Genomic DNA, 26577 nt, shown 5'->3' on the forward strand with positions numbered 1-26577 from the left:
CGTGCCACACAGTCATGTGAAGTTTCACCGGCGCCTGACCGTCCGGCTGATGCTGTTCCTCTCGCTGGCGCTGGTGCCGGTGGGCCTACTTGCCGTGCTGCAGACGCATGAGGTGGTCAACCGCATCAACACGCAGACAGAAGAACGGCTGGCGGATCAGACCCGCTCGGCCGCGCGGCAGGGGCGCGAACGCATCCTGTGGGCCTTCGGCGCGGCCAGCGGGCTTGGCCAGGCGGTGGGCACGGACCCTGCCGAGGCCGGGCGCTGCGTCGCGGCAATGGAGGAATTCGTCGCCGACAATCCCCGCGTCGCCTCCGCAGGGCTGGTCCTGCCCGACGGCCGCGTGCTCTGCGCCTCCACCGGCGAAACCTATGATGTCTCGGATTGGGACATGCTGCCCGACCTGTTCGCCGACCCCCGCCCCTATGTCAGCTATTCGGTGAACCCGGTCGTGTCGCACAAGCCGGTGCTGATCTCGGTCGTGCCGGTGATGGATGACGGTCAGCCTGTCGGCCTCGTCTTCGTGTCCCAGGGTCATGCGACCTTCGACGCGGTCGCCGACGAGCATGGCGAGGCGGTCTTCAAGACCTTCAACAACGAAGGAATGGTCCTCACCAGCTCTGACGGCGACGAGGAGACGGATGCGCTCCTACCCGAGGGAAGGACGCTGGCGGAGCTTGCCGCGGAAGGGCCCGCGACCTTCCGTGCGACCAGCAATTCCGGTGTGCCGCGCGTCTATTCCGTCAGCCCGATCATCGACGGGACCGCCTATGCGATCGGCATCTGGTCGCCCGCCGCCTCCTCGCCGGGGCTGGTGGGCATGGCCGTGTCGATCCCGCTTTTCCCGCTGCTGATGTGGCTGGCCAGCCTGCTGGTGGCCTATGTCGCGGTCGACCGGCTGGCGCTGCGCCATATCCGGCGGCTGCGCTATGACATGCGCCGCTTTGCCCGCAACCGCAGCCTGCCCCAGGGCGCCACCTCCGACATGCCCGCCGAGATCGCGGAAATCTTCGACACCTTCCAGACCGCCAGCGAAACCATCCTGCGCGACGAGGCGGAACTGGAGATGGTGCTGCATGACAAGAACGTGCTGCTGAAGGAAGTCCATCACCGGGTGAAGAACAACCTTCAGCTGATCTCCTCCATCATGAACATGCAGATGCGCAAGCTGCGCGCGCCCGAGGCGAAGCAGGCCCTGAAGCGGCTGCAGGCCCGGGTCCTGTCGCTGGCGACGGTGCACCGGACGCTGTACCAGGCCGAGAACCTGGGCGCCGTCCAGGCCGGGGCGCTGCTGGGGGATCTGGTGGAGCAGCTTCAGGAATTTGCCGGGGCGGGCCAGCAGAGCGGAATCGAGACCCAGTTCGATGCCATCCGGCTCTATCCCGACCAAGCCGTGCCGATCAGCCTTCTGGCCACCGAGGCCGTCACCAACGCGCTGAAATATGCGGGCAACCACAAGGGCCAGCCGGGGTTCATCCGGGTCCGGCTCTCGGCCGAGGAAGACGGGCATGCCTGCCTGGTGGTGGAGAATTCCAAGGGGCCGGTCCCGGTCCTGCCGGGCGATCCGGTCAGCCCCTCGGGACTGGGCACGAACCTGATCCGCGCCTTTGCCGCGCAGCTTGGCGCCCAGGCCGAGATCGAGGAGGACGAGACGCGGTTCCGGCTGTGCTGCCGCTTCATGATCCAGGGGTTCCGCGAGGAGCCCGACGAAAGCGACCTTCCCGGCGGCGGGCCGGCGGAAGAGGACGAGGAAGAGTTCCGCAACATCTGACCCGGCCGCTTTGCCGCAGCCCCGTCCGGGAACCGGCGGGGTTGCGCCGCGTTCGCCCCGCATGGCACATTTGGACATGCTCGAGCTTCCCCCAAGCGACGCCCCGCCCGGACGCCGGATCGGCGTCGAGATCGAATTCTCAGGCCTCGACGAGGACCGCATCGCGGCGCTGGTCGCGGATCACCTCGGCGGGCAGATCAGCCGCCCGGGCCTTTACGAACGAAAGGTTTCGGACACCCGGCTGGGCGATATCCGCATCGAGCTGGACACGTCCTACAAGAGCCAGATCGCCAGCGCGCCGGACCTGGTGGGCAGCATCGCGCATCGTCTCGTGCCCGCCGAGATCATCACCGGGCCCCTGCCCGAGGACCGCCTGAAGGAGCTCGACGAGCTGGCGCAGATGCTGCGCAAGGCCGGGGCGGAGGGGACCCGCACCAGCCTGGTCAACGGGTTCGGCGTTCATTTCAACCCCGAACAGGAAGATCGCAGCGTCGCCGCCATCCTTCCCGTGATGCAGTCCTGGGCCGTTCTGGAACCCTGGCTCCGCCAGCGCGAACCGATGAGCATGGCCCGCCGCGCCCTGCCCTTCACCGCCCCCTGGCCCGAGGCCCTGCGCGCCGAGCTGCTGTCCTTCGATGCCGGATCCACCTCGATGGACAGGCTGATCGACGCCTATCTCGACCACGCCCCCTCGCGCAATTTCGGGCTGGACGTGCTGCCCCTCCTGCGCGAGATCGACGCGCCGCGCATCCTCGCCCGGCTGGGGGACGAGGCCCCCGGGGCCCGCCCCACCTGGCATTTCCGCCTGCCCTCCTGCCGCATCGACGAGGAGGGCTGGACCGTCACCGGCGAATGGGAGAAGTGGCTGACCGTCGAGGCGCTGGCCGCGATGCCGCGGCTTCTCGAGCGCACCGGGCGCGACTGGATGATGAATTTCCGCGGCCGCCCCTTTTCCGAAAATGCCTGGGTCGAGCGGCTGGACCGCACCCTGCGCGACCACTGAGCGGGGCCGCAGCATGACCAGACCCGTGATCGGCGTCACCGTCTCGCGGCGCTCGGGCTGGCGGATCTATCCGCTGGTCGCCTTCAACATCTGGCTGGCCGGCGGCCGGTCGCAGCGCTGGCAGGCGGGCCGCCCGGCCGATGTCGATGCGGTCGACGGCATCGTGATCGGCGGCGGGGACGACATCTCGCCGGATTTCTACGGCGGGGAATTCGTCACCTCCGCCCGTCTGGACCCTGACCGCGACCGGCTGGAACGCAGCCTGGTCGCGGCGGCATGGGCGCAGAACACCCCCATTCTCGGCATCTGCCGCGGCGCGCAGATGATGAACGTGGCGCTTGGCGGCACGCTGCACCAGGATGCCTACAAGGTCTACACGACCAGTCGGCATGTCTGGACGGTGCTGCCGCGCAAGACCGTGCAGACCGCCGAGCAGTCGCGCCTGGCGCGGCTGATGGGGCGCAAGGGCATCCGGGTGAATGCGCTGCACAGCCAGGCGGTGAAGGATCTCGGCGACGGGCTGGTGATCGCCGCGCGCGACGAGGGCGGCATGATCCAGGCGGTGGAAAGCATCCGCGACCCTTTCGCGCTCGGCGTTCAGTGGCATCCCGAGCACCTGTTCTACCTGCGGACCCAGCGGCGCATCTTCCGCGCCCTGGTCACGGCGGCGCGGGCCTACCGGCAGCGCAATCACCAGATCGGCGCCGTGGCCGAGGAAGCCGCCGCCGATCCCCTGCCGGGCTGAGCGCCGCGCCATCCCCCGTGCGGGATGGCGATGACAACCGCGTGCGCGGGCCTCGATGCCGGAACCGCAGCGCCTCTTGCGACGTTTCCTTCCCGAGTGGTCAACTGGAAAGGAGCACATCATGAACTGGGATGTTGTCGAAGGAAACTGGTCGCAGTGGAAGGGCAAGGTCATGCAGGAATGGGGCGAGCTCACCGATGACGAGCTGACCCGCGCCAAGGGCGACCGCGAGGAGCTCAAGGGGCTGCTGCAGGAGAAATACGGCCTGGCCAAGGACGATGCCGAGGCACGCATCGACGAGTTCCTGCGCAAGGCTTCCTGATACGGGGCCGGCGGCGTGATTGCCGCCGCTTTCCCTCTCCGGCCCCCGGGCGCTCCGGCGCATCGGGGGCCGTTTCATGCGCGGTCCCGCTCAGGCGGCGCTGCTGTCCTGCGGGCGCCGCGCCGTGGCGTGTCGGCTGGGCAGGAAGCGCACGCCTTCCAGCGCGGCCTCGAAGACCGCGTCGGGGGTCTCGTGCAGGTATCCCGGAAGCAATGTCTTCACGATCCGGTCGACGCCGGTAAGGAACTGCGCCGTCGTCTCGGCACAGGCATCGCGGTCGCGCACCAGCGCCAGATAGCCGCCCAGCCCGGCCTGCATCCAGCCGCGCAGCGCCACCGGCGTCATGTCTCGGGGCAGGTCCCGGCCCAGGTTGCGGTCGATCACCACGATCCCGCCCTCCAGCCAGACGACATGGAAGGCCCCCGTCGCCAGCCCCCATCCGCGGCAGACCGATCCGAGACCGGCGCGCAGGCCCTCCATCTGGGGCCCCTCGCCGAAAACCGCGAACCCTGCCGCGCCGGCGGCACGGCGGATCGCCAGCGGCGCCCGCGCCACCTCACGGCAGGCGATGCGCAACCGTGCGGGCATGACGGGATCGGGTTCGGGATACCAGGCGATCATCGCGGTATCGAACCCGCTCTCCTGCCCCGGCTGCACCGTGGCGCCCGTTCCCACCGCCATCGGCCCGCCGGGATCCGGGAAAAGCCCCGACAGCGGAGCCGGGCAGAGGCCATGGTGATAAAGCGGCAGATGAATGTTCTGCATCCGCGGGAAGGCTTGGGGAGGGGAATGGGACATCGGGATTCCGGCAATCGTCAGGTCAGGCACAGTCTTCGTCAAATTGACTATCAGACGTTTAAAATTGGCCCTAACCTTTTGCCGGCATTTGGTTGACGGGGCGCGTTCCGCACGCCCCGCCGCGCGGTCACTCCACGGGCATGTAGGTATCTGCCGCTTCGGCCCCGCGCTGCCCGATAGGGCGCGACCGGCCGACGGTGCTGTCCTGCAGCGTGTGGCGCTCCAGCTCGGCATTCACCGCCGCGCCCAGCAGCACGACCAGGGCGCTGATGAAGAACCACATCAGCAGGGCGATCACCGCGCCGAGCGAGCCATAGACCTCGTTATAGGAGGCGAAGCGTTCCAGGTAGAAGGTGAACCCGACCGAGGCCGCCGTCCAGACCAGCGTCGCCAGAAGCGCGCCCGGGCTGAGCCAGGCGACGCGGGCCGAGCGCCGGTTCGGGCCGATGCGGTAGACCAGCCCCAGCGACAGGACGATCAGCCCGATCGCCACCACCCATTTCGCCAGCCGCACCAGGATCTCGGCCAGCGCCCCGACGGGCAGCAGCGCCAGAACCAGCGGCAGCACGACCAGCAGCGCCAGCACCGCGGCGGTCAGCAGCAGCAGCAAGGCCGTCAGCGCCAGCGAGACGGCGATGTCGCGCATCCCGCTGCGGTTCTTCTCGCCATAGACGGCATTCAGCCCGCGCGTCAGGGCACCGACGCCGGCCTTCGCCGACCACAGCGCCACGACCAGCGACACCGCCCCCGCCCAGCTGAGCGCGGAAGGCGGCGCATTGACCAGCGACGCCACCTGTCCCGCGATCAGCTCATAGGCGGTCTCGGGGGCGAATTGCTGCAGAAGCGACAGCTGCGATTCGATCCGGACGGGATCGGCGAAGACCCCCCAGACCGAGACCAGGGCCGTGATCGCGGGAAACAGCGAAAGCAGGCTGTAGAACGCCACCCCCGCCGCGATCAGCGTCAGGTTCTTCTCGTCGAGCTGGGCGAAGGCGCCGGTCAGGGCCGCGCGCCACATCCCCGCCTTGTAGCGCGGCAGCAGCGTCATCTCAGACCGCGCCCCCGGCCCGGCGGGGCCCGGCGAAGATCCAGATGAGGAAGCCGATCAGCGGCAGGATGAGGATGAGCAGCACCCACAGCACCTTGCGGCCGGTCGAGGCGGAAGACAGCACGACGTTGTAGACGGCCCAGATATCGAGGGCGAGCAGGATCAGGGCACCGAGGCCGGACAATTCCATGAAGAGATACTCCTTTGATGCCGTCGCGGCATGGCAGCCGCGACGGGAACGGGGTCGGATCGGCGGGGGCGGCTGCGCCCGCGCCGCGGGCGGGCCGCCGCGTCAGTGGCGGGCGTTGGGCCGCAGCGCCTCCTTCAGGTCGTCGGGCGTGGCGCGATCCATGGTCTTGGCCAGGTCCTCGGCAAGGTCGCCCATGCGCGCCTCCGCCTTCGACAGGTCGGTGCCGCGCAGGGCCCGTGCCGCCGCGCCGATGGCCAGCACGCCTAGCCCGTAGACCAGCGGCCCGCGCGCGGCGCGCAGGCGCTGGCGACGGCGTTCGGCACGGCGGCGTTCCTCGGCATCGCGCTGGAATTCCAGCGCCTCGAGCCGGGCCTTGAGCACCTTCACCAGCGACTCGGTATCCTTCTCGTCGATGCCGAGCGCATCCTCGGCACGGTGGCGGAACCGGGCGAGACGGGTTTCGGGCTCGGGCTTGGACATCAGCCGCGACGCGCCCCACAGCGCCAGAGCCGCCCCGGCCCCGATCGCCGCGGCCCGGCCGGGATTGGCCTTCGCGGCCTTCACCGCCAGCCCGCCGGCATCCTTGCCGTAGGTCGAGGCAAGCGTCGCCGCCTCCGCCCACAGATTTCCCTTGCCCAGCCGCGCGGAAAGCTGTTCCAGCGTGTCTGCAAGCGCCTCGCGCTGCGCGCGGATCTCGCGCTCCAGCTCTTCGGGGGTCAGTCCTTTGGCCATGATACGTCCTCCGGGTTTGCAGGATCAGCGGCGACGGCCGCGCCGCCGGTCCCGTCTCGTGTTGAAACCGATGGAGCGCAGCAGAAGCGCCCCGGCCAGCAGGCAGGCCAGCGCGGCCAGCCCCATTGCAGCGGCGACCATGCCGGTCGCCTGCGCCGCATCCCATCCGCGCGCCACCAGCGTCTGAACCGCCAGGCTGGCGCCGAAATTCATTGCCGTCAGACCCAGCACCGCGGCGAAAATCGCCAGCACCACCGCGATCGCCACATGGCGCAGCGCGCGGGAGATCTCGGCCTTGACCAGGTCCACCTCGCCGCGGACGATGCCCGCCCCCTGGCGGAACAGCGCCCCGACCAGGCTGCCTTCGTCCTCGGTGGTCTTGCCGTGTTCTTCGTCCATGGGTTCCCTCATATCGCGACCGCTTCGAAACGCCGATCAGAGTGACGCTGCGCAAAGCCGGGATCAACCGCGGCGGCCCCGTGACGGTTGCGCCAGGCGAGGAAGACACGGGCGAAGGCGGCCGGCGTCTCCAGCATGGGCAGATGGCCGCTGCGCAGCACGGTGGCCGAGGCGCCGCGCGCGGCGGAAATCAGCGCCAGCTGGTGCTGCGGCACGACGACCGGGTCCCGGTCGCAGATGATCGCGTGGACCGGACGGTCCAGCGCATGCAGGTCGGCGGTCATGTCCTTGGCGCCGATCCACTGGCCGAACCGGTAGATCTGCGCGGGATCGGCGGCGACGAGATCGGCGCGCACGCCGTCGAACATCTCCAGCCGCGCGCCGGGGCGCCGGGTCACGCCGGCAACGCCGCGGCGGAACCCGTCGGGCCGGGCCAGCCAGCGGGCCATCATCCAGCGGAAGCCCATGGGTCCGAGGATGGGCAGCCGCGCCAGCGCGCCCTGCATCCCGCGCCCGGCGACCCGGCCGCTGAACAGCGGCGCCACCGCGCAGATATCAGAGACCAGATGCGGCGCGCGCCGCGCCAGCGCCAGCGCCACCATCGCCCCCGTGGAATGTCCCACCAGCCGCCAGGGCTCGCCCGGGCGCAGCCGCTCCAGCAGCGCCGCGTAGCTGTCGAGGAAGGCATCGTCGCGCAGCAGATCCTCCAGCGCGGCGCCGCTGCAAAGCCAGGGTGCATGCCCCGGCAGCGGCAGCGCCACCGCATCGCGCCCCGCCCAGAGCCGCGGCGGCAGCGCCTGCCACATTGCCGGGCTTTCCAGGAAACCATGGAAAAGCGCGACGGGCGGGCGGGCGGCGGGGCCTTCGGCAAGGGTCAGATGGGGGGGCAGCGGGATCATCGGCGGACCATGCGGAAAACGGAAAAAACGGAAAACGGGACGGAAGGCGGGCGGCCCCGGCGGGGCCGCCCGGGAAGGGTGCGGGATTACCCTTCGTATTCGGGCATCTGCTTCAGCTCATCCTCGGTCGCGTTGACCTGGATGCGCAGTTCATCGCCGCCATCGAGCTTCTCGATGTTCAGCTGATCGAAGCCGAGCTGCACGCGCTTCTCGCCCAGCCCAAGGAAGCCGCCGACATCGACGATCGCCCCCTCGACCTTGCCGTCGGCGGACATCGCCGCCTCGTGCACCTCGCCGATGCGCTTGTCATTCAGGTCGAAGACCCGCGCACCCTGCAGCTGCTCGGCGCTCAGCGTGGCCGTATCGGCCTCGCTATAGGCTTCGCCCTGGGCCACGTCGCCATTGGTCGCGGCCTGTTCCAGTTCCTGACCGGCCTCCTGCATTTCCTGGCCCGCGGTGGCGGCGGCGCCGGTCGCGGCCCCGGCAACGGCATCGCCGGCGTTATCGGCGGCCTCGCCCATGGAGTCCGCGGCATCGTCCAGCGCGGCCTCGGCCTCCTCGGCGGCGCCTTCCATGCCCGTCTGGGCACTGCGCGCGGCCTCGGCGGTTTCGTCACCGGCCTGCTCCATCATCGCATCCGCGTCGCCCTGGGCGGTCTCTTCCTCGCTCCAAGCGGCATCCCCGGACTGCTCGCCGACGGCCGCGGCCTGATCCTGCGGGACAACGCCGGTCGCGCCGTTCTCGGACTCGGGCACGGCCGTGGTGCCGGCATCCGCCGCATCCATCCCCTCGCGCTCATCCGGATCCTCGTAGGCCGGCGCGTTCTCCAGGGTCTGGCGGGTGGATTCGAAGACCACGAACCAGTCCTCGCCATTCTCGCCGTCCGGCATGAACTGAAGCTTGTCCATCGACACGGCGACTTCCTTCTCGCCGATCCCGAGGAACCCGCCGACATCCACGAGGATCGCCTCGATCTCGCCGTCCTGGTTCATCAGCACATCGCCGATCTCGCCGACATCCGTGTAGTTGTCGCGGGGATCCGCGGGGGTCCCGGCATCCGCGGCCACCTGGTCGGCGGCCGGATCCTCGGTCCCGGTGCCGGTGGCGGCGGCCGGGTCCTCATTGCCGGTGCCCATCGGCGCGGCGGCCGGGTCCTGGGCAGCGGCGGTATCCTCGGGCTCCTGCGAATAGAGACGCGCACCGATGAATTGCGACGCGCGCACTTCCTCGCCCGTGGGGTTGTAGGCAAAGCCGCTCATCTCGTCTGCAGTCTGCGCGCTCAGCGGCGCGGCAAGGACCAGGGCCAGAGCGGTCGAGGCAACGGTAAACTTGGTCATCTCTCTCTCCCAGAGTTCCAGATCGTCGTCTGTGCGATCGGGGGAGAAACAGGATTGCGGGCGGAAAAGTTCCTCGATAGCCGTTTGAAATAAATCATCTTTGCGCGGGAACCCGCCCAACCCCCGGCGCGTTCGGGCGCGCGGGGAGCGGGCGGCGGCTCAGACGGCCTCGTCGGGAAAACCCGGAAGCTCGGTCGCGAAGGCATCTGCCTGCGCCCAGGGATAGGGCATCACGAATCCCTTGCGCGCGGCCGGATCGCGCCCGGCATTGGCCCGCGCCCGGGCGCGCCAAAGCTCCGCGCGGGTGCGGAACAGCTCCCCATGCGCCTCGAAGCTCTCCGCCCCGATCCAATGCGCCATGCAGCGGTCGCGCAGCCGCCGGACATCGCCCGGCCGCTTAAGCGCCACGCCCGCCTCCGTGTCCCAGCGCAGGGATCGGCCATTGAGATTGGCCGACGAGACGAAGCCGATGGTTTCGTCGAACACCGAAACCTTGGCATGGACATAGACCTGCGGCGCCCCGCCGACGGTCACGCGTTCGCCGGATTGCTCTTCCGCCGCCGGGCGCGGCTGGACCGGGCAGATCGCATAGAAGCGCCTGCCATAGGCGCGGGCCAGAACCTTGAGGCAGCGCACCTGCAGCGCCTCGGCATGGCGCATGCCCAGGCCGTGATCGCTGTTGAAGGCGACATCCTCGGGCGCGGCCGGCAGCACCGTGATCAGCTGAAGATCCGGCACCTCGCGGCCCCGGCGCGCCAGGGCCCGGGCCAGACGCAGATCGCGCAGGAACTGGGTCTCCAGATAGATGAACCGCTCGGCCCGGGAAATGGCCTGCAGATGCGCCTCCAGAAGCTCCGTCACCAGCGGGCGCGGCCCGAAGAAGGGCAGCGACACGTCGCGCGCCGCCGACATGGTCCGCAAGAGCGCGCGGGACGGCCCAGGCGCCTGGCGGCCTGCCGTCTCGTCGAGGAACCGCTCCAGATGGGCCTGCGCCTCCTTCGCCACCGGCCCGTCCAGCAAAAGCTGCACGTCATGCCAGGTATCCGAGGCGGGGCGGTCATGCTCGGGCGTGTCCCAGCGCCGGTCGTCGAGGTCGAGCCCGCCGATATAGAGCCGGGCCTGGTCGAAGACGGCCAGTTTCTGGTGGTGGGTCGCAGGCAGCACCTCCGGCAGGATGAACCGTTTCACCCGCAGCCTGCCGCCGCGCTGCTCCAGATAGGTGGCGATGCCGGGGCTTTCCTTCAGCGCGGCCTCCCGCGCTTCCGGATCCATCGTGTTCAGCGACTCCGCATGACCGGCCAGGTGCTTGCGGATCATCGGCAGCAAGGCCAGCCGCGGCAGCAGCCCCATCCGCGCCGGATGCGCGGCAAGGCGCACCCGCAGCCGCCCCGCATCCCCGGCGGCATGCCGCCCCACCGCCTCCAGCGCGGCGGCATGGGCATGGGCGGTGCGGTGCAGGGCGGGCCGGGCGATCGCGTCGAAATCCGACAGGATCAGCGAGACATGCACCCCCCGCGCCAGCACATGCGCAATCAGCTCGACCCAGGTCTCGCCGACCGCGCGGGCCCTCTCGCCGCGCAGCCGCGTCGAGGGGTCGAAGATGCGGAAACAGGCATGGATCTCGCGTTCGGCATCCAGGAACTGGTCCTCCAGAACCGGAAAGGCCTCGGCGGCGGTCACGCAGATGTGGACATTGCCGATCTCGCCCCCGTCCACCGGGGCAGGCGCGGGAGGCACCGGCCCCGCCTGCCCGTTCGCCGCGCCATCCATCGCCCTACTCCGTCCCGGTCATCGACAGCACGCTGCCGAACCCGTCGAAGCTGCGCATCTGCTCGGCCGCCCAGGCCTCGACGCTGTGGCGGTGGGTCGCCGCGCGCAGCGAGGCCATGCGGTGGCGCCGGGTTTCCTCGTCCATGGCCAGGGCGCGCTGGATCGCGGCATCCATGGAGCGATGCGAGAAGGGATTGGTCAGCACCGCATCCGACAGCACCACCGCCGCCCCGGCGAATTCCGACAGCACGAGGCAGCCGTCGCCGTCGCTGCGCGCCGAGACATATTCCTCGCAGACCAGGTTCATCCCGTCCGCCAGCGGCGTGATCCAGGCCACGTCCGCCACCTGGTAATAGGCGATCAGTTCCTTGAAGGGCACCGGGTTGGAGATGAAGGCCAAGGGCTGCCACTCGAAGCTGCCGTAAAGACCGTTGATATGGCCCGCCAGCGATTCCAGCCCCGCCTGCACTTCCTGATAGGCGGTCATGTTGGCATTGGCCATGACCGAGACATGCATCAGCCGGACCTTGCCGCGCAGGTCGGGCCGCGCCTTCAGCAGCCGCTCATAGGCCTGCAGCTGCTCGATCCCGCCCTTGGTGTAATCGGTGCGCCCCACCGACAGGATCAGCCGGCAATCGCCCAGTTCCTCGCGGATCGCCGCGACCCGGGCCGCGGTCTCCTCGGACTGGGCGAGATCCTCGATATACTGGACATTCACCCCCACGGGCGAGGTCGCCACGGTGATGTCGCGGTCGCGATAGCGCAGGCTGTGCGGCACGCGCCGGTCCGACAGCGCGCCGCCATCGGTCATCAGGCTCTCGGGCACGTCGCGCCGCCCGGTGACCTCGACATCAAGCAGAGACTGCGCCGCGCCGACGAAATTCTCGGCATAGCGCGGGATGTGGAACCCGACCACGTCGCAGGCCAGCAGGCTCTGCATGATCTCCTTGCGCCAGGGCAGCACGTTGAACATGTCGGCCGAGGGGAAGGGCGTGTGATGGAAGAAGGCGATGCGCAGGTCGGGGCGCAGCGCGCGCAGATAGCCCGCCACCAGCCACAGGTTGTAATCGTGGATCCACACCACCGCGCCGGGATTGGCCTCGGCGGCAGCCGCCTCGGCGAATTTGCGGTTCACCTCCTGGAAGGTCGGCCAGTCGACCGGGTCGTAATTGTAGCGTTCCTTGAAATTGTGGAGGATCGGCCAGAAGGCCTCTTTCGAGGTGATGTGGTAGAAACTCGACACCTGCTCCTTGGTCAGCGGCAGGCGGCTGACCGTGTATTTGCCATAGGCGTCGTCGATCTGGATCACCTTCTCGAATCCCGGGTTCTCGGGATCCTCGGCCTGCTTCCATGCGATCCAGGCGCCGGTGGGCACGTTGCCGAAGAGGCTTTTCAGCGTCGGCACGATCCCGTTCGGGGACTTGTTCTCGCGGTACTCGACCTTGCCGTCGACCTCGACTTCCTCGTAGGGCTGGCGGTGATAGACGATGACCAGATCACTTGGCATGGGCGGTTGCTCCCGTCGGGTGCAGATCGAAATGGGTGATGGCCTCGGCAATGCCCGCGCAGCCATGGCCCGTGGCATGATAGAGCCGCGGGTGGTCGCCCCCGGCCAGGGCATCCTTCAGCGGCGCCTCGGAATTGCCGACCGCGACGGCAGGCACCCCCGCCGTCAGCAGCGAATAGTCGTTCAGCGTGTCGCCCGCCGCCAGCACGCGGCCCTCGGCGATGCCCAGATGCGCCATGAGCCGTTTCAGCGACGGCCCCTTGGAGATGCCCCTGGGCAGCACGTCGAAATAGCGGTTGTCGGAGATCAGCCAGTCATGGCCCATCTCCTCCACCGCGGCCTTGGCGCCCTCGTCAAATTCCGCCGCATCGAGGTCGTAGCTGACGCGATAGCGGAACGGCGTGGGCTGCAGGCGCAGCCCCGGCCAGCCATCCAGCCGCGCCCGCACCGCATCTCCGGCATCGTTCCAGATCGCCGCGATCTGCTCTTCCAGCTCTTCGATCGGCTCCACCCCGTCCTCGGGCGAGACCCGCGCGATGGTCGTGCCGACATCGCCCACCGCGAAATCGGGCCAGGGCGTGCCCTCGGCCTCGACCAGCCCGGCGATGAATTCGGGGTCGCGGCCGGTGACGAAGATCAGCCCGACCGTGTCGCGATTCTCCTCGATCCAGTCATAGAGCGCGCGGCGGGCCTCCGGCGATCCGCCCAGGAAAGTGCCGTCCAGGTCGGTGGCCAGCACCATCGTCTTCTCGGCAATTTCGGGCAGGGCCACTCGGTCTTGGATAGTCATTATGCCTCCAGGCTCACGGGATGGGGGATTTCGACGGACATCGCCGCCGGTTCGGCTTCCAGCGGGCGCGACCACAGCGCCGCGAAGCTCTCGCGCAGATCCGCGCCCTCGTGCAGGATGCGGTAGACGGTATCGCAGACCGGCAGGGTCAGGTTCAGCCGCCGCGCCAGGTCATGCACCGAGCGGGCATTGCGTTCGCCCTCCACCACCACGGGCTTGCCGTCGAAGCACGCGGCGCGGGCCTTGCCCTCGCCCAGCTGCAAGCCCAGGCTCATGTTGCGCGAGGTGCGCGAATTGCAGGTCAGCGTCAGGTCGCCCACCCCGCCCATGCCCAGCACCGTATCGGTGCGCCCGCCGAGGGCCAGCGTCACCAGCTGGATCTCGGCCAGGCCGCGGGCGATCAGCGCGGCGCGGGTATTCTCGGCAAACCCCACCCCGGTCATCATCCCGCAGGCGATGGCGACGACGTTCTTCATCGCGCCCGCGGTTTCCAGCCCGGCAAGGTCGTCCGAAAGATAGGGGCGGAAGCTCTCGCAACCCAGCGACACGGCCAGCCGCGCGGCGGGGCTGTGCTCGGGATGGATGCGGTCGATGGTGCGGAAATCGAAGGCCAGCGTCGCCGCGGTATAATCGCCGCGGGCCGCCTCGGCCGCGAAGGTCGGCCCCGAGAGCGCGCCGACGGCATGACCCGGAAGCTCCTCCTCGACGACCGAGGACATCAGCAGGCCCGTATCCGCCTCGATCCCCTTGGCGCAGACCACGATCGGCGTCAGCCGGTGCAGCAGCGGGTTGAGCTGGCGCGCCATGTCGCGGATCGAATGCGACGGCGTCACGAGGAAGATCGCCTCGGCATCCCGGACCGCCCCGGCCAGATCGGTATAGGCTGCAATGCCCTCGGGCAGCGGGATGCCGGGAAGATATTTCTCGTTCCGGGCGGAGTCGTTGATGCCGCGCGCCACGTCCGGGTCGCGCGCCCAGATCGTCACCTCGCGTCCGGCGCGGCGGGCAATGGCCGCGATGGCCGTGCCCCAGGACCCGCCGCCGAGAATGGCGACACGCGAATACGGGCGGATGGAACTCCGCCTGTCCTGCGCATCGGGTAGCTCATGCTGCATGAAAGTCTCCTTTGCCATGCGCTAACGCTGCAGTCGCGAAAGGGTTCCGGCCGGAGAGGCGAATTCCGACGGCCTCCCATCCGCAGGACTGCGGGACAGGCCGGATATTCTGCGTTTTGCGCATGGGTCGGATCTACAGGCTCCCGCCCCGGGGGTCAACGAAACCGCCTGTTCGGGACGCATTCATGCGAAAAGCGCTGCAAATTTAGGCAGACAATGGCGCCGCTTGCCAAATCCTCACCTCCGGCGGACGGCGCGATAAGCGCTTGAAAATGGTATACCATTGCGGCTAGTCCTGTCCCTGCCGCGCCAGGCGCGGGTCATGGCCAGCGGAGGAACCCCCATGAGCGACACTGTCCTGCTGATCTGCGGACCTTTCACCCCCGAGGAACGCGGCCGCCTGGAGGGCGCCCATGCCGCGCTGCATATCGGCGGCCCCGACGAGATCGCCGCCCTGCCGGAAGCGGCGCGCGCCACGATCCGCGCCGTGGCCTACAAGGGGCATCATCCCTTCGGCGAAACCCAGCTGGCGGCCCTGCCCGCGCTGGGGATCGTGGCGAATTACGGCGTGGGCTATGATGCGATCGACGTCGCCGCCGCCTCGGCGCGCGGGGTCAAGGTGACCAATACGCCGGATGTGCTGAATGACGATGTGGCCGATCTGGCGGTGGGCATGATGCTGGCCTTCTCGCGGCGGCTGGAGGATGGCGCGGTGCTGGTCCGCTCGGGCGACTGGGCGCAGCGCGCGCTGCCGCTGAACCGCAAGTTCTCGGGCGGGCGCGTGGGCATCGTCGGGCTGGGCCGGATCGGCCGCGAGATCGCCGACCGCCTGGCCGCCTTCAAGATGGAGATCCACTATACCTCGCGCAGCCGCAAGGACACGCCCGGCTGGACCTGGCATGCCGATCCGGTGGCGCTTGCCGCCGAGGTCGACTGGCTGGTGATCGCCCTGGTCGGCGGCCCCGAGACGCAGAACCATGTCGGGGCCGAGGCCCTGGCAGCGCTGGGATCCGAAGGGGTCGTGGTCAATATCTCGCGCGGCACGACGGTGGACGAGGCGGCGCTGCTGGAGGCCCTGGAACAGGGCACGATCCGCGGCGCAGCGCTGGACGTGTTCCTCAACGAACCCGATATCGACCCGCGCTTCCGCAGCCTCGACAATGCCGTGCTGCAGCCGCATCAGGGGTCGGGCACGGTGGAAACCCGTCGCGCGATGCTGGGGCTTCAGCTGGACAACATCACCGCCTTCCTGGCGGGCCGCGCCCTGCTGACCGCGGTGAACTGAGCGGGTCGCGGTGCCGCCCGCCCGGCGGCACCGCCGGCGCGTCACAAGGCGCCCGCATCCACCATCAGATCGGCCGCGGTGATCATCCTCGCCGCGTCCGAGGCCAGGAACAGCACCGCATCGGCCAGGTCGCCGGGCTGCAGCAGGTCGGGCAGGCATTGCCGCGCGCGCAGGCCCTCGATCTTCTCGGGCGTCACCCACAGCTCCTTCTGCCTCTCGGTCATCACCCAGCCGGGGATCACCGTGTTGACCCGGATCCGGTGCGGCCCCAGTTCGCGCGCCATGGTGCGGGTCAGCCCGTGCACCGCCGCCTTGGCCGTGCCATAGACCGGCAGTCCCGGCGTGCCCTGGATCCACGACCCCGAGCCCATGTTGACGATCGACCCGCCCCCGGCCGCGATCATCCCCGGCGCCACCGCCTGGATGGCGAAGAACTGGTGGCGCAGGTTGGTGGCCATGCGCTCGTCCCAGTAGTCCGGCGTGACCTCGGCCCAGCCGTGGCGGTCGTCGCGCGCGGCATTGTTGACCAGCACCGTGGCCGGACCGCAGCGCTCCGCCAGCCGCGCCACCCCCGCCTTCAGCGCATCGAGATCGCGCAGGTCGCAGGGCTCGAAGGCGGCGCCGGTCTCCGCCGCGATCGCCTCGCCAGCCGCGGCGTCGAGATCGAGGATCCCCGCCACCGCCCCCGCCGCCGCGAAGGCGCGCGTCATGGCCGCCCCGATCCCCGAGGCGCCGCCCGTCACCAGGACGGAGCGTCCCGTCAGTCCCGGCGCGCTCACAGCAGGCCCCGCCCGGCCAGGTTGCGCATCAGCGCCGCGGTACCGAAGGTCCATTCGGGGCATTCGGTGGACAGCCGCACGGTATTGCGCAGCGCGCCCAGCTTCGCCTCGGTGATCGTCACCACGTCGCCGGCCTTGTGGGTGAAGCCCTGCCCAGGCGCGTCGCGATCCTGGATCGGCGCGAAGAGCGTGCCGAGGAACAGGAAGAACCCGTCGGGATACTGGTGATGGCGCCCGATGGTCTGGGCCGCCAGATCGGCCGGGCTGCGGCTGATCTTCGACATGGAGGAATGGCCGTCCAGCACGAACCCGTCCTCCCCCTCCACCTTCAGCGCCAGTTCCGCGCCTTCCACGTCGGCTAGCGAGAAGCCGTCATCGAAGAGCCGCAGCAGCGGGCCGATGGCACAGGCGGCGTTGTTGTCCTTGGCCTTGCCCAGAAGCAGCGCCGAACGCCCCTCCACGTCGCGCAGGTTGACGTCATTGCCCAGCGTCGCGCCCAGGATGCGGCCGCGGCTGTTGACGGCCAGCACGATCTCGGGCTCGGGGTTGTTCCAGGTGGAGACCGGGTGGATCCCGACATCGGCGCCCCAGCCCACCGCGCTCATCGGCTGCGCCTTGGAGAAGACCTCGGCATCCGGACCGATGCCGACCTCAAGGTATTGCGACCACAGCCCCTCGGCCTGCAGCACGCGCTTGACCTCCATGGCGGCCCCGGATCCCGGCACGATCCCCGACAGGCTGTCGCCGATCACGGCGCCGACGCGGGCGCGGATCTCCTGCGCGCGGTCGGCATCGCCCGCGGCCTGTTCCTCGATCACCCGCTCGACCATCGACTCGGCAAAGGTCACGCCGCAGGCCTTCACCGCCTGCAGGTCGCACGGCGCCAGCCAGCGCAGCGCATCCTCCCCCGCCGCCGCGGCGGCCAGATCGGCCAGGGTGCAGACCGTCTCGCCCGGGGCGTCGCGCAGATGCGCCGCCGGATCGTCAAGTTCCAGAAGGTCGCGCATGGTCGGCACCGCGCGCGAGGTGATGTCGATCACCGCCTCGCCGCGCAGGGCCACCAGCGCCGGGCCGATGCCCGGGCGCCAGATGCGGCCCGCCAGCAGGGCGGAAGGATCGGGATTGGAAAAGGGCAGCATGGAGCCTCCGTCAGTCTGCCCCCGGCAGGAGCTTGCCGGGATTGAGGATGTTGCGGGGATCGAGCCCCGCCTTGATGGCCTGCATGATGCCGAGCGCCTCCCCGTGCTCGGCGGCCATGAACTTGATCTTGCCCAGCCCGATCCCGTGTTCGCCCGAGACCGTGCCGCCGAGCGCCAGCGCCGCCTCGGCCAGCGCATCGGTGAAGGCATGGACCCGCGCGACCTCCGCCCCGTCATCGGGGTCGAAGCGCACCGCGCAGTGGAAATTGCCGTCGCCCACATGGCCGACGATCGTGGCCACAAGGCCCAGCCGCGCCAGATCCGCCTGCGCCCCGGTCACCGCCTCCGCCAGGCGCGAGATCGGCACGCAGATATCGGTGCTGACCGTGCGCTTGCCCGGCGCCAGCGTGGCCGAGGCGTAATGCGCATCATGGCGCATCTTCCACAGCCGCGCGCGGTCCTCGGCCCGGTCGGTCCAGGCAAAGCCTCCGGCCCCGAATTCCGCCGCGATCTCGCCGAAGGCCTCGGCCTGTTCGCGCACCCCCCCGGGGCTGCCGTGGAATTCCACGAAAAGATGCGGCTCTTCCGGCAGTCCCGCCTGCGACAGGGTGTTGAAGCCGCGCACCATCATCTGGTCGGCGAATTCGATCCGCGCCATGGCAATGCCCGACTGGATCGTCAGGATCACGCAGTTGACCGCGTCCTCCACCGTGGCGAACCGGCAGGTCGCGGCCGAGACCGCCTCGGGGATGCCCTGCAGGCGCAGGGTCAGCTCGGTGATGATGCCGAGCGTGCCCTCCGATCCCACCAGCAGATGCGCCAGGTCGTAGCCGGTGGAGGATTTGCGCGCCCGGCTGCCCGCGCGGATGACGCGGCCATCGGCCATCACCGCCTCCAGCGCCAGGACGTTTTCCCGCATCGTGCCATAGCGCACCGCGGTCGTCCCCGAGGCGCGCGTGGCGGCCATGCCGCCCAGCGAGGCATTCGCCCCGGGATCGACCGGGAAGAACAGCCCCGTCGCGCGCAGCTCCTCGTTCAGCGCCTCCCGCGTCAGGCCGGGCTGCACCACGACATTCAGGTCCTCGGCATTCACCGCAAGGACGCGGTTCATCCGGCCCGTGTCGAGGCTGATCCCGCCCTGCACCGCCAGGTGATGCCCCTCCAGCGAACTGCCCGCGCCATGGGCCGTGACCGGGCAGCGATGCGCGTGGCAGGCCGCCAGGATCGCCGAGACCTCGGCAGTCGTCCCGGGGAAGGCCACCGCATCGGGCAGCGCCTCGGGAAACCAGGTCTCGTTGGCGCCATGGGCGGCGCGCACGGCCTGCGACAGGACCAGCCTGTCGCCCAGGACCGGCCGCAGCGCCGCGATGGCGCCCGCGACATCCATCACCTGCCCCAGCGCAGCACAAGCGGATCGAGCGGGCGCAGCAGCTCGATCAGCATGGCGCGGGTATCGGGATGCAGCGGCGGGATCGGATGGCGCGAGAAATCGGACTTGATCACCCCGCCCTCGACCATCGCCGCCTTGCAGGAGCGGAACCCGCATTGGCGGTTCTCGTGATTGACCGCGGGCAGGATGCGGGCATAGCCCTCCACCGCCTTCTGCCGGTTGCCCGCCAGGAAATCGCGCAGCACCGGGCCGATCAGGTCGGGGATCATCCCCGAGGTCATCGTCCCCGTCGCCCCCGCATCCAGATCCGCCAGCAGCGTGATCGCCTCCTCGCCGTCGAAGGGCCCCTCGATCGCGGCGCCGCCCTCGGCGATCAGGCTGCGCAGCTTGGCGGCGGCCTGCGGGCATTCGATCTTGAACAGCTTCACCATCTCGATCTCGCGCGCCATCTTCACCAGCAGGGGCACCGGCAGATCGACGCCCGACAGCGGCGCATCCTGCACCATGATCGGGAGGCCCACCTCGCCCACGGCGGCGAATTGCTCGAAGGTCTGCTGGGCCGTGCCCTTCATCAGCGCGCCGTGATAGGGCGGCATCATCATCACGATGGCGGCGCCGCAATCCTTCGCCAGCCGCGCGCGCTCCACCGCGATCTGCGTGGCGTAATGGCTGATCGTCACGATCACCGGCACGCGTCCCGCGACATGCTCCAGGCACAGGCGGGTCAGGGTCTCGCGCTCGGCATCCGAGATCAGGAACTGTTCCGAGAAATTGGCCAGGATGCAGATGCCGTCGACCCCCATGTCGATCTGGCAGTCCAGCACGCGCTTCATCCCCTCCAGGTCAAGCGTGCCATCCTCGTGAAACGGTGTCGGCGCCACCGGCCAGATGCCGGTATAGGGCGTGTCGGTCATGTCGGTCTCCTCTCTCATGGGCAGGCGGCCTCCCCCGGCCGCGCAGCATGGCCCCCCGGGCGGGCGGAGCCACGCGCGCGGGGGGCCATGCAAGGGATCAGGGTCAGGCGAAGTCCAGCTGCACCTTCATCGCGCGGGCCTTGTCGGCGGCGGTCTCGAAGGCGGGACCGTATTCCGCCAGCGGCAGCGTATGGGTCAGAAGGAAGCCCGGATCGATCCGCCCGGACTGCATCATCGCCACGGCCAGCGCGAATTCCTCGTGGAACCGGAACGATCCGCGGATCTCCAGCTCCTTCGCGATGACCGGCAGGATCGGCAGGGTCATCTCGCCGGACATGCCCAGCTGCACGATCACGCCGCGGGGCGCCAGCGCGCCGATCCCGGCGGCCAGCGCGGGCGCAGCCCCCGAGCATTCGAAGAGCACGTCGAAAGACCCCTTGCCGCGGCTGTCGGGTTCCAGCGCCTGCGGATCGGCGGCGGTGTTCAGCAGCCGCGTCGCCCCGGCCGTGGCGGCGAATCCCAGCGCCCGGTCCGAGATGTCGACGGCCGTGATCTCGCCCGCCCCCGCCGCCCGCGCGGCAAGGATCGCCAGCACGCCGATCGGCCCGCATCCCGTCACCAGCACGCGCCGCCCCAGCATGTCGCCCGCCCGCTTCACCGCGTGCAGCGCCACCGAAAGCGGCTCGGCCAGCGCCGCGCGCGCCGGGTCCAGCCCGGCGGCAGGCACGCATTGGGCGGCCAGCGCCACCATTTCCTGCCGGAAGGCCCCCTGGATATGCGGGAAGGGCATGGCCGAGCCGTAGAAGCGCATGTTCTCGCACTGGTTGGGCAAGCCCTTCAGGCAATAGCCGCAGCCGCCGCAGGGCCGCGAGGGCGAGACCGCGACCAGGTCGCCGACCGCCAGCCCCGTGACGCCCTCGCCCAGTTCGATCACCTCGCCGGCCACCTCGTGACCGAGGATCATCGGCTCGCGCAGCTTCACCGTGCCGAAGCCGCCATGGCTGTAATAATGCAGATCCGAGCCGCAGATCCCGCCGCGCCGGATGCGCAGCCGCACCTCGCCCGCGCCGGGACGGGGACATGCCGCCTCGGCCAGCCGCAGGTCCTTCGCCCCATGGGCATAGAGCGCCTTCATCTTTCCTCCTCCCGCGCGGCAGCGCGCCGCGCTTCCGCCCTTGCATCGGGCGGCAAATGGTATACCATTTTCTAGACACAAAGCTTGCGGCTTGTCAAAAGCCAACTTGGAGGACGGATGAAACTCTTCGATCTGAGCGGGCGCCGGGCGCTCGTGACCGGCTCGTCCATGGGGATCGGGCTGGCGCTGGCGCGCGGCCTGGCCGAGGCGGGCGCGGCAGTGGTGCTGAACGCGCGCAATGCGCAGCGGCTGGAAGAGGCGGCCGGGACCCTGCGCGCCGAGGGGCACCGCGTCGACATCCTGGCCTTCGACGCCACCGATCACGCGGCCGTGCGCGCCGCGGTGGACGGGTTCGAGGCGGAAACCGGCCCCATCGACATCCTGGTGAACAATGCCGGCATGCAGCATCGCGCGCCGCTGCATGAATTCCCTGCCGAGGCCTTCGAGCGGCTCCTGCAGACCAACATCGCCTCGGTCTTCCATGTGGGCCAGGCCTGCGCGCGCCACATGATCGGCCGCGGCGAGGGCCGCATCATCAACATCGCCAGCGTCCAGACCGCGCTGGCCCGTCCCGGCATCGCCCCCTACACGGCGACCAAGGGGGCGGTGGCCAACCTGACCAAGGGAATGGCGACGGACTGGGCGCCGCTGGGGCTGAACTGCAACGCCATCGCGCCGGGCTATTTCGACACGCCGCTGAACGCCGCGCTGGTCGCGGATCCCGAATTCGGCGCCTGGCTGGGCAAGCGCACGCCGCAGGGCCGCTGGGGCCGGATCGAGGAACTGGTGGGCGCGGCGGTGTTCCTGTCATCGCCCGCCTCCAGCTTCGTCAACGGCCACACGCTTTTCGTCGATGGCGGCATCACCGCCAGCCTGTGACATATCGAGGGAGGAGACCCGCATGAGCGGCGAGGAACGGATCGGCTTCATCGGGCTGGGCCCGATGGGCCACGGCATGGCCGTCAATCTTCTGAAGGCGGGGCATCCGCTGGCGGTCAAGGGCAACCGCAGCCGCGCGCCGGTCGATGACCTCGTGGCGCAGGGCGCCACCGAGGCGGCCAGCCCGAAGGCCATGGCCGAAAGCTGCGACATCATCCACCTGTGCCTGTCCAACAGCGACCAGGTGGAGGCGGTGATCCGCGGCCCCGAGGGCATCCTGGCCTCCGGGCGCAGCGGCCTTGTCGTGATCGACTGCACCACCTCCAACCCGGTCTCCACCGCGGAACTGGCCGCCGAGATGGAGGCGGCGGGCATGGTGCTGGTCGATGCGCCGCTGGGGCGCACGCCGAAGGAGGCCGCGGCCGGGACGCTGGATGCCATGGTCGGCGCCGCCCCGGAGGTGTTCGCGCGGGTGAGGCCCGTGATCGAATGCTGGGCGGGCAACATCACACATGTCGGCCCGACCGGCGCGGGCCACAAGATGAAGCTGATCATGAACTTCATCTCGATGGGCTATGCCGCGCTCTATGGCGAGGCGGTGGTGCTGGGCGCCAAGGTCGGGCTGCCGCCCGAGACGGTGCGGCAGGTGATCGGCGGCTCGCGCCTGTCCAACGGCTTCTTCGAGACCTTCATGAAATACGCCGTCGACCGCGACCGCAACGCCCATGTCTTCGCCATCGCCAATGCCTCCAAGGACGTGCGCTATGCGGCGGCGATGGCGTCGGATGCGGGCGTGGCCAATATCCTCGGCGCGGCGATCAAGCACTATTTCACCCATGCCGAGGCGATCGGGCGCGGCGGCGACTACGTGCCGATGATGACCGACATCATCGGCGCGCTGAACGGCATGGACATGGAGGCCGAGGCGGCGAAGCGCTGAGCCCGCCGCTCGCCTCACAGCCAGACGGTCTGGTCGCTGTCGATCACGTGGTCGATGGCGGCCAGCGAGGTGGCGCCCGCCGCCACCGCCGCCTCGGTCTCGGCCTCCAGCGCCTTGACCGTCTCGAGCGCCGCGATCACCGCGTCGATGCGCGCGAAGGGCACGACCACCACGCCGTCGCGATCGGCCACGACCATGTCGCCGGTCTCCACCTGCCGCCCGCCGATCATCAGTGCCTCGCCGACCCGGCCCGGCCCCTTGGCGGTGGGCGATGCGGGGTTCAGTCCGCTGCACCAGACCGGCAGCCCGACCCGGATCAGCGCCTCGCAATCGCGCAGCGGCCCGTCGGTGACGAAGCCCGCCGCCCCGGCATTGCGCGCCATGCCGATCACCAGGTCGCCCGCCGCCGCGCAGCCCCCGAACCCGCCGACCCCGGCCATCAGTATGTCGCCCGGCTGCAGCACCCGCAGCGCCGCCGCCGTGGCCAGCAGGTCGCCCGCCCGGTTCTCGGCGGTCAGCGCCGGGCCCACCGCGCGCACCGCCTCCGGCAAAGGCGGCGCGATCGCGGTGTCCAGCGCCCCGCCCCCGCCCATCGCATCGGCGACATAGCTGGCAGGCAGGCCGCGGAAGGCGGCGATCTGGGCCTCCGTCGGACGGCGCGCGGGGCGGCGGATGGTCAGAAGCGGCGGGGTTTCAAGCATGGCGGTCTCCTCACAGAAGGCTCTCGATGGCCCGCAGGCCGTAGAAGGCGCCCATCCCCGACAGGATGGCGCCGATCACGCTGATCCGCATCCCCGCGACGAAGGCGATCGCCCCCGCCGCGACGCGGATCCAGTCGGTTTCCCCGCCGGTCGCGGCAGGCCACAGAAGCATCGGCGTCACCAGCGCCGGAAAGACCGAGATGCCGACATAGCGCAGATGCAGCAGCAGCCATTCCGGCAGCTCGCGCCCGCCGAGAAACCCCAGGAAGGAAAACCGGATCAGGAAGGTCCCGATTCCCAGCAGGATCGTCAGCAGCCAGAAATCGCCGGTGTCGATCATGCCGCCGCCCTCCGCCGCCTGAGCCACAGCTCGGTCTGCGCCCCCGCCACCATCGCGGTCAGCGCGGCGGCGAAAAGGCCCAGGTTCCAGGGCAGCGCGTGGAACAGGATCGCCGCCGCCACCGAGACGCAGGCCGCCACCATATGCGCCGCGCTGCGCAGCAAGGGGGCGGAAAGCGCGATGAAACAGACGGGCGCCGCGAAATCCAGCTCCAGCGAGGCGGGGATCAGGTTGCCCACCAGCGCGCCGACCAGGGTGAAGGCGTACCAGAACGGGCAGATCAGCATCATGCAGCCCATGTAATAGCCGACCTTCTCGGCGCGGCTCATCTGCGGCTCGTCCTCGTAGGTCCGCACCGCCACGGCAAAGGCCTGATCGACCATCAGATAGGCCATCAGCGCCCGCATCCCCAAGGGCGCATGGCCCAGATGCGGCACCAGCGCGGCCGAATACATCGCCATGCGCAGGTTGACGACCAGCGCCGCGGCCAGCGCCACGAGGACCGGCGCCTGGTCCTGCAGCAGCGCCAGCGCGGTGAATTGCGACGCCCCCGCGATCACCAGAACCGCCATCGACATGGTCTGCAGCACATCCAGCCCGGCATCGCGCGCCACGACCCCGAACAGCATGGAAAACGGCACCACGATCAGCGTGAAGGGCGCGCAGTCGCGATAGCCGCGCCAGAAGGCACGGCCCGGCTGCCCGCGCGAAAGGCCGGGGTCGGTCATCGGAATCAGCTCCTCCCGGGGCCATTTTGCCCCTTGCCTTTTGGTATACCATTTCGCAAGACTGTCAAAGCCGGAGGGACCAGGAACGCGAGAAAGCGCCGGTCCGGCCGATCTGGAGGAGACAGCGACATGGGCGATACCCGCGCCAAAAAGCGATTCCGCTCTCAGGAATGGTTCGACAATCCCAACAACCCGGGCATGACCGCGCTCTATGTCGAGCGCTACCAGAACCAGGGATTCACCCAGGGCGAATTGCAGGGCGACCGGCCGGTGATCGGCATCGCGCAGACCGGCAGCGACCTGGCCCCCTGCAACAAGATCCACATCTTCCTGATGGACCGCATCAAGGCGGGCATCCGCGACGCGGGCGGGATCCCGATGGAATTCCCCGTCCACCCGATCCAGGAAACCGGCAAGCGGCCGACCGCCGCGCTCGACCGCAACCTGTCCTATCTGGGCCTCGTCGAGGTGCTGCACGGCTATCCGATCGACGGCGTCGTGCTGACCACCGGCTGCGACAAGACCACGCCCGCGATGCTGATGGGCGCGGCCACCGTCGACATCCCGGCCATCGCGCTCAATGGCGGGCCGATGCTGGACGGCTGGTGGAAGGGCAAGCGCGCCGGATCTGGCACGATCATCTGGGAAAGCCGCCGGCTGCTGGCCGAGGGCGAGATCGACTATGACGAATTCATGAGCCGGGTCTGCGCCTCGGCGCCGTCGCTGGGCCATTGCAACACGATGGGCACGGCCTCGACGATGAACGCGATGGCCGAGGCGCTGGGGATGACGCTGACCGGCAGCTCGGCGATCCCCGCGCCCTTCCGCGAGCGGATGAACATGGCCTACGAGACCGGCAAGCGGATCGTCGGCATGGTGCTGGAGGATCTGAAACCCTCCGACATCATGACCCGCGAGGCGTTCGAGAACGCCATCCGGGTCAATTCCGCCATCGGCGGATCCACCAACGCGCCGCCGCATCTGCAGGCCGTCGCGCGCCATATCGGCGTCGCGCTCGATGTCACCGACTGGCAGACGGTCGGCTATGACGTGCCGCTTCTGGTCAACATGCAGCCCGCCGGGACCTATCTGGGCGAAAGCTTCTTCCGCGCGGGCGGCGTGCCTGCGGTGATGGGCGAGATGCGCAAGGCGGGGCTCCTCCACGAGGGCGCCGTGACCGCCTCGGGCAAGACCGTGGCCGAGGCGCTGGAGGGCTGGGAAAGCCGGGACCCCGACGTGATCCGCACCGTCGCCGATCCGATGCGCCCCCATGCCGGGTTCAAGGTGCTCTCGGGCAACCTCTTCGATTCGGCGCTGATGAAGACCTCGGTGATCTCCGAGGATTTCCGCGCCCGCTACCTGTCCGAGCCGGGCCGCGAGGGCGTCTACGAGGCCCGCGCCGTGGTCTTCGAGGGGCCCGAGGATTACCATGACCGGATCAACGATCCCGCCCTGGGCATCGACGACCGCACGATCCTGTTCATCCGCGGCGTGGGCTGCGTCGGCTATCCGGGTTCGGCCGAGGTGGTGAACATGCAGCCGCCGGATGCGGTGCTGAAACAGGGCATCCACCACCTGCCCACGGTCGGCGACGGGCGGCAGTCGGGCACATCCGAAAGCCCCTCGATCCTCAATGCCTCGCCCGAGGCGGTGGTCGGCGGCGGGCTGGCGCATCTCAAGACCGGCGACACGGTCCGGCTGGACCTCAATGCCAGCCGCATGGACGCGCTGGTCGACCCGGCCGAATGGCAGGCCCGAATCGACGCCTGGACGCCGCCCGAGATCCGCAGCCAGACCCCCTGGCAGGAAATCTACCGCCGCCATGTCGGCCAGCTGGCCGATGGCGGCTGCCTGGAACTGGCCACCGCCTATCAGAAGGTCCGCCGCGACCTGCCCCGCGACAATCACTGAGGAGCGATCC

General features: G+C 69.6%; 27 protein-coding genes. 8 read left to right on the forward strand and 19 right to left on the reverse strand.

Features of this window, described 5'->3' with window-relative positions:
- Position 1 precedes the first annotated feature (1 nt).
- From ICN82_RS21615 to ICN82_RS09410, 4 genes are all read left to right on the forward strand, one after another.
- Positions 2-1771, forward strand: coding sequence for a sensor histidine kinase (locus ICN82_RS21615; protein WP_193181992.1), 1770 nt, complete (start codon positions 2-4; stop codon positions 1769-1771).
- Positions 1772-1847: 76 nt separating this feature from the next.
- The gene (locus tag ICN82_RS09400) at positions 1848-2774 is read left to right on the forward strand and encodes an amidoligase family protein (RefSeq protein ID WP_193181994.1); all 927 of its coding nucleotides are present in this window, start codon (positions 1848-1850) and stop codon (positions 2772-2774) included.
- A gap of 13 nt (positions 2775-2787) precedes the next feature.
- Positions 2788-3519, forward strand: coding sequence for a gamma-glutamyl-gamma-aminobutyrate hydrolase family protein (locus ICN82_RS09405; RefSeq protein WP_193181996.1), 732 nt, complete (start codon positions 2788-2790; stop codon positions 3517-3519).
- A 121-nt stretch (positions 3520-3640) separates the two neighbouring features.
- A complete protein-coding gene (locus tag ICN82_RS09410) occupies positions 3641-3841 on the forward strand; it encodes a CsbD family protein (RefSeq protein WP_193181998.1) in 201 nt (66 codons plus the stop codon).
- 90 nt (positions 3842-3931) lie between these two features.
- Here ICN82_RS09410 and ICN82_RS09415 read toward each other — a convergent pair whose 3' ends face one another.
- The 11 genes from ICN82_RS09415 to ICN82_RS09465 form a co-directional block, all read right to left on the reverse strand.
- Entirely contained in the window at positions 3932-4639 is a 708-nt protein-coding gene (locus tag ICN82_RS09415; RefSeq protein ID WP_193182000.1) for a hypothetical protein, read from the reverse strand.
- A 127-nt stretch (positions 4640-4766) separates the two neighbouring features.
- Complete coding sequence (locus ICN82_RS09420) at positions 4767-5687, reverse strand: YihY/virulence factor BrkB family protein (protein ID WP_193182002.1); 921 nt, start codon at positions 5685-5687, stop codon at positions 4767-4769.
- Position 5688: 1 nt separating this feature from the next.
- Positions 5689-5877: a PLDc N-terminal domain-containing protein gene (locus ICN82_RS09425; protein WP_193182004.1), complete on the reverse strand. Its 189-nt coding sequence runs from the start codon at positions 5875-5877 to the stop codon at positions 5689-5691.
- Positions 5878-5979: 102 nt separating this feature from the next.
- On the reverse strand, positions 5980-6609 hold the full coding sequence (locus tag ICN82_RS09430) for a DUF3618 domain-containing protein (protein ID WP_193182006.1): 630 nt from the start codon (positions 6607-6609) through the stop codon (positions 5980-5982).
- Between the two features lie 24 nt (positions 6610-6633).
- Positions 6634-7008 carry a phage holin family protein gene (locus ICN82_RS09435; protein WP_193182008.1) on the reverse strand — a complete coding sequence of 125 codons (375 nt, stop codon included), beginning with the start codon at positions 7006-7008 and terminating at the stop codon, positions 6634-6636.
- Between the two features lie 8 nt (positions 7009-7016).
- The gene (locus ICN82_RS09440) at positions 7017-7907 is read right to left on the reverse strand and encodes an alpha/beta fold hydrolase (RefSeq protein WP_193182010.1); all 891 of its coding nucleotides are present in this window, start codon (positions 7905-7907) and stop codon (positions 7017-7019) included.
- 86 nt (positions 7908-7993) lie between these two features.
- Complete coding sequence (locus tag ICN82_RS09445) at positions 7994-9244, reverse strand: PRC-barrel domain-containing protein (protein WP_193182012.1); 1251 nt, start codon at positions 9242-9244, stop codon at positions 7994-7996.
- 159 nt (positions 9245-9403) lie between these two features.
- Positions 9404-11014, reverse strand: a complete 1611-nt coding sequence (locus ICN82_RS09450; protein ID WP_193182014.1) for a phospholipase D family protein — start codon at positions 11012-11014, stop codon at positions 9404-9406.
- Positions 11015-11018: 4 nt separating this feature from the next.
- Positions 11019-12521, reverse strand: coding sequence for a glucosylglycerol-phosphate synthase (gene ggpS, locus ICN82_RS09455; RefSeq protein WP_193182016.1), 1503 nt, complete (start codon positions 12519-12521; stop codon positions 11019-11021).
- Complete coding sequence (locus tag ICN82_RS09460) at positions 12511-13311, reverse strand: HAD-IIB family hydrolase (protein WP_193182018.1); 801 nt, start codon at positions 13309-13311, stop codon at positions 12511-12513. Before ICN82_RS09460 ends, ggpS begins: the two co-directional genes overlap by 11 nt.
- Positions 13311-14426, reverse strand: coding sequence for an NAD(P)H-dependent glycerol-3-phosphate dehydrogenase (locus ICN82_RS09465; RefSeq protein ID WP_193182019.1), 1116 nt, complete (start codon positions 14424-14426; stop codon positions 13311-13313). The genes ICN82_RS09460 and ICN82_RS09465 overlap by 1 nt, the downstream gene beginning before the upstream one ends.
- 343 nt (positions 14427-14769) lie before the next feature.
- Between ICN82_RS09465 and ICN82_RS09470 the strand changes: the two genes are divergently transcribed.
- Entirely contained in the window at positions 14770-15711 is a 942-nt protein-coding gene (locus ICN82_RS09470) for a 2-hydroxyacid dehydrogenase (protein WP_193182021.1), read from the forward strand.
- A 41-nt stretch (positions 15712-15752) separates the two neighbouring features.
- On the opposite strand, the gene ICN82_RS09475 is transcribed toward ICN82_RS09470, so the two are convergent.
- From ICN82_RS09475 to ICN82_RS09495, 5 genes are all read right to left on the reverse strand, one after another.
- Positions 15753-16490, reverse strand: coding sequence for an SDR family NAD(P)-dependent oxidoreductase (locus ICN82_RS09475; protein WP_330998982.1), 738 nt, complete (start codon positions 16488-16490; stop codon positions 15753-15755).
- The gene (locus ICN82_RS09480) at positions 16487-17629 is read right to left on the reverse strand and encodes a fumarylacetoacetate hydrolase family protein (RefSeq protein ID WP_193182025.1); all 1143 of its coding nucleotides are present in this window, start codon (positions 17627-17629) and stop codon (positions 16487-16489) included. The genes ICN82_RS09475 and ICN82_RS09480 overlap by 4 nt, the downstream gene beginning before the upstream one ends.
- 10 nt (positions 17630-17639) lie before the next feature.
- Entirely contained in the window at positions 17640-19016 is a 1377-nt protein-coding gene (locus ICN82_RS09485; RefSeq protein ID WP_193182026.1) for an FAD-binding oxidoreductase, read from the reverse strand.
- Positions 19016-19933, reverse strand: a complete 918-nt coding sequence (locus tag ICN82_RS09490; RefSeq protein WP_193182028.1) for a dihydrodipicolinate synthase family protein — start codon at positions 19931-19933, stop codon at positions 19016-19018. Before ICN82_RS09490 ends, ICN82_RS09485 begins: the two co-directional genes overlap by 1 nt.
- A gap of 103 nt (positions 19934-20036) precedes the next feature.
- A complete protein-coding gene (locus ICN82_RS09495) occupies positions 20037-21068 on the reverse strand; it encodes an L-idonate 5-dehydrogenase (protein ID WP_193182030.1) in 1032 nt (343 codons plus the stop codon).
- A gap of 117 nt (positions 21069-21185) precedes the next feature.
- On the opposite strand from ICN82_RS09495, the gene ICN82_RS09500 reads away from it, so the two are divergent.
- Both ICN82_RS09500 and ICN82_RS09505 read left to right on the forward strand, forming a co-directional pair.
- Positions 21186-21947, forward strand: a complete 762-nt coding sequence (locus ICN82_RS09500; RefSeq protein ID WP_193182032.1) for an SDR family oxidoreductase — start codon at positions 21186-21188, stop codon at positions 21945-21947.
- A gap of 22 nt (positions 21948-21969) precedes the next feature.
- The gene (locus ICN82_RS09505) at positions 21970-22887 is read left to right on the forward strand and encodes an NAD(P)-dependent oxidoreductase (RefSeq protein ID WP_193182033.1); all 918 of its coding nucleotides are present in this window, start codon (positions 21970-21972) and stop codon (positions 22885-22887) included.
- A gap of 14 nt (positions 22888-22901) precedes the next feature.
- Here ICN82_RS09505 and ICN82_RS09510 read toward each other — a convergent pair whose 3' ends face one another.
- Genes ICN82_RS09510 through ICN82_RS09520 form a run of 3 tightly spaced genes read right to left on the reverse strand, consistent with a single transcriptional unit; the run spans position 22902 to position 24656 of the window.
- On the reverse strand, positions 22902-23588 hold the full coding sequence (locus ICN82_RS09510) for an RraA family protein (protein ID WP_193182034.1): 687 nt from the start codon (positions 23586-23588) through the stop codon (positions 22902-22904).
- A gap of 10 nt (positions 23589-23598) precedes the next feature.
- Positions 23599-23928: an AzlD domain-containing protein gene (locus ICN82_RS09515; RefSeq protein WP_193182035.1), complete on the reverse strand. Its 330-nt coding sequence runs from the start codon at positions 23926-23928 to the stop codon at positions 23599-23601.
- Positions 23925-24656, reverse strand: a complete 732-nt coding sequence (locus ICN82_RS09520) for an AzlC family ABC transporter permease (protein WP_193182036.1) — start codon at positions 24654-24656, stop codon at positions 23925-23927. The genes ICN82_RS09515 and ICN82_RS09520 overlap by 4 nt, the downstream gene beginning before the upstream one ends.
- A gap of 129 nt (positions 24657-24785) precedes the next feature.
- Here ICN82_RS09520 and ICN82_RS09525 point away from each other — a divergent pair, with 129 nt between their 5' ends.
- Positions 24786-26567: an IlvD/Edd family dehydratase gene (locus tag ICN82_RS09525; RefSeq protein WP_193182037.1), complete on the forward strand. Its 1782-nt coding sequence runs from the start codon at positions 24786-24788 to the stop codon at positions 26565-26567.
- Positions 26568-26577: the final 10 nt, after the last annotated feature.

The organism is Mangrovicoccus algicola, from assembly GCF_014903745.1.
Lineage (GTDB): Bacteria > Pseudomonadota > Alphaproteobacteria > Rhodobacterales > Rhodobacteraceae > Mangrovicoccus > Mangrovicoccus algicola.

Excerpts from the sequence above, each read along its gene's own strand:
- ICN82_RS09400 (WP_193181994.1), top strand. The coding sequence starts at position 1,848 with ATGCTCGAGCTTCCCCCAAGCGACGCCCCGCCCGGACGCCGGATCGGC.
- ICN82_RS09405 (WP_193181996.1), top strand. The coding sequence starts at position 2,788 with ATGACCAGACCCGTGATCGGCGTCACCGTCTCGCGGCGCTCGGGCTGG.
- ICN82_RS09410 (WP_193181998.1), top strand. The coding sequence starts at position 3,641 with ATGAACTGGGATGTTGTCGAAGGAAACTGGTCGCAGTGGAAGGGCAAG.
- ICN82_RS09415 (WP_193182000.1), bottom strand. The coding sequence starts at position 4,639 with ATGTCCCATTCCCCTCCCCAAGCCTTCCCGCGGATGCAGAACATTCAT.
- ICN82_RS09420 (WP_193182002.1), bottom strand. The coding sequence starts at position 5,687 with ATGACGCTGCTGCCGCGCTACAAGGCGGGGATGTGGCGCGCGGCCCTG.
- ICN82_RS09425 (WP_193182004.1), bottom strand. The coding sequence starts at position 5,877 with ATGGAATTGTCCGGCCTCGGTGCCCTGATCCTGCTCGCCCTCGATATC.
- ICN82_RS09430 (WP_193182006.1), bottom strand. The coding sequence starts at position 6,609 with ATGGCCAAAGGACTGACCCCCGAAGAGCTGGAGCGCGAGATCCGCGCG.
- ICN82_RS09435 (WP_193182008.1), bottom strand. The coding sequence starts at position 7,008 with ATGGACGAAGAACACGGCAAGACCACCGAGGACGAAGGCAGCCTGGTC.
- ICN82_RS09440 (WP_193182010.1), bottom strand. The coding sequence starts at position 7,907 with ATGATCCCGCTGCCCCCCCATCTGACCCTTGCCGAAGGCCCCGCCGCC.
- ICN82_RS09445 (WP_193182012.1), bottom strand. The coding sequence starts at position 9,244 with ATGACCAAGTTTACCGTTGCCTCGACCGCTCTGGCCCTGGTCCTTGCC.
- ICN82_RS09450 (WP_193182014.1), bottom strand. The coding sequence starts at position 11,014 with ATGGATGGCGCGGCGAACGGGCAGGCGGGGCCGGTGCCTCCCGCGCCT.
- ggpS (WP_193182016.1), bottom strand. The coding sequence starts at position 12,521 with ATGCCAAGTGATCTGGTCATCGTCTATCACCGCCAGCCCTACGAGGAA.
- ICN82_RS09460 (WP_193182018.1), bottom strand. The coding sequence starts at position 13,311 with ATGACTATCCAAGACCGAGTGGCCCTGCCCGAAATTGCCGAGAAGACG.
- ICN82_RS09465 (WP_193182019.1), bottom strand. The coding sequence starts at position 14,426 with ATGCAGCATGAGCTACCCGATGCGCAGGACAGGCGGAGTTCCATCCGC.
- ICN82_RS09470 (WP_193182021.1), top strand. The coding sequence starts at position 14,770 with ATGAGCGACACTGTCCTGCTGATCTGCGGACCTTTCACCCCCGAGGAA.
- ICN82_RS09480 (WP_193182025.1), bottom strand. The coding sequence starts at position 17,629 with ATGCTGCCCTTTTCCAATCCCGATCCTTCCGCCCTGCTGGCGGGCCGC.
- ICN82_RS09485 (WP_193182026.1), bottom strand. The coding sequence starts at position 19,016 with ATGGATGTCGCGGGCGCCATCGCGGCGCTGCGGCCGGTCCTGGGCGAC.
- ICN82_RS09490 (WP_193182028.1), bottom strand. The coding sequence starts at position 19,933 with ATGACCGACACGCCCTATACCGGCATCTGGCCGGTGGCGCCGACACCG.
- ICN82_RS09495 (WP_193182030.1), bottom strand. The coding sequence starts at position 21,068 with ATGAAGGCGCTCTATGCCCATGGGGCGAAGGACCTGCGGCTGGCCGAG.
- ICN82_RS09500 (WP_193182032.1), top strand. The coding sequence starts at position 21,186 with ATGAAACTCTTCGATCTGAGCGGGCGCCGGGCGCTCGTGACCGGCTCG.
- ICN82_RS09505 (WP_193182033.1), top strand. The coding sequence starts at position 21,970 with ATGAGCGGCGAGGAACGGATCGGCTTCATCGGGCTGGGCCCGATGGGC.
- ICN82_RS09510 (WP_193182034.1), bottom strand. The coding sequence starts at position 23,588 with ATGCTTGAAACCCCGCCGCTTCTGACCATCCGCCGCCCCGCGCGCCGT.
- ICN82_RS09515 (WP_193182035.1), bottom strand. The coding sequence starts at position 23,928 with ATGATCGACACCGGCGATTTCTGGCTGCTGACGATCCTGCTGGGAATC.
- ICN82_RS09520 (WP_193182036.1), bottom strand. The coding sequence starts at position 24,656 with ATGACCGACCCCGGCCTTTCGCGCGGGCAGCCGGGCCGTGCCTTCTGG.
- ICN82_RS09525 (WP_193182037.1), top strand. The coding sequence starts at position 24,786 with ATGGGCGATACCCGCGCCAAAAAGCGATTCCGCTCTCAGGAATGGTTC.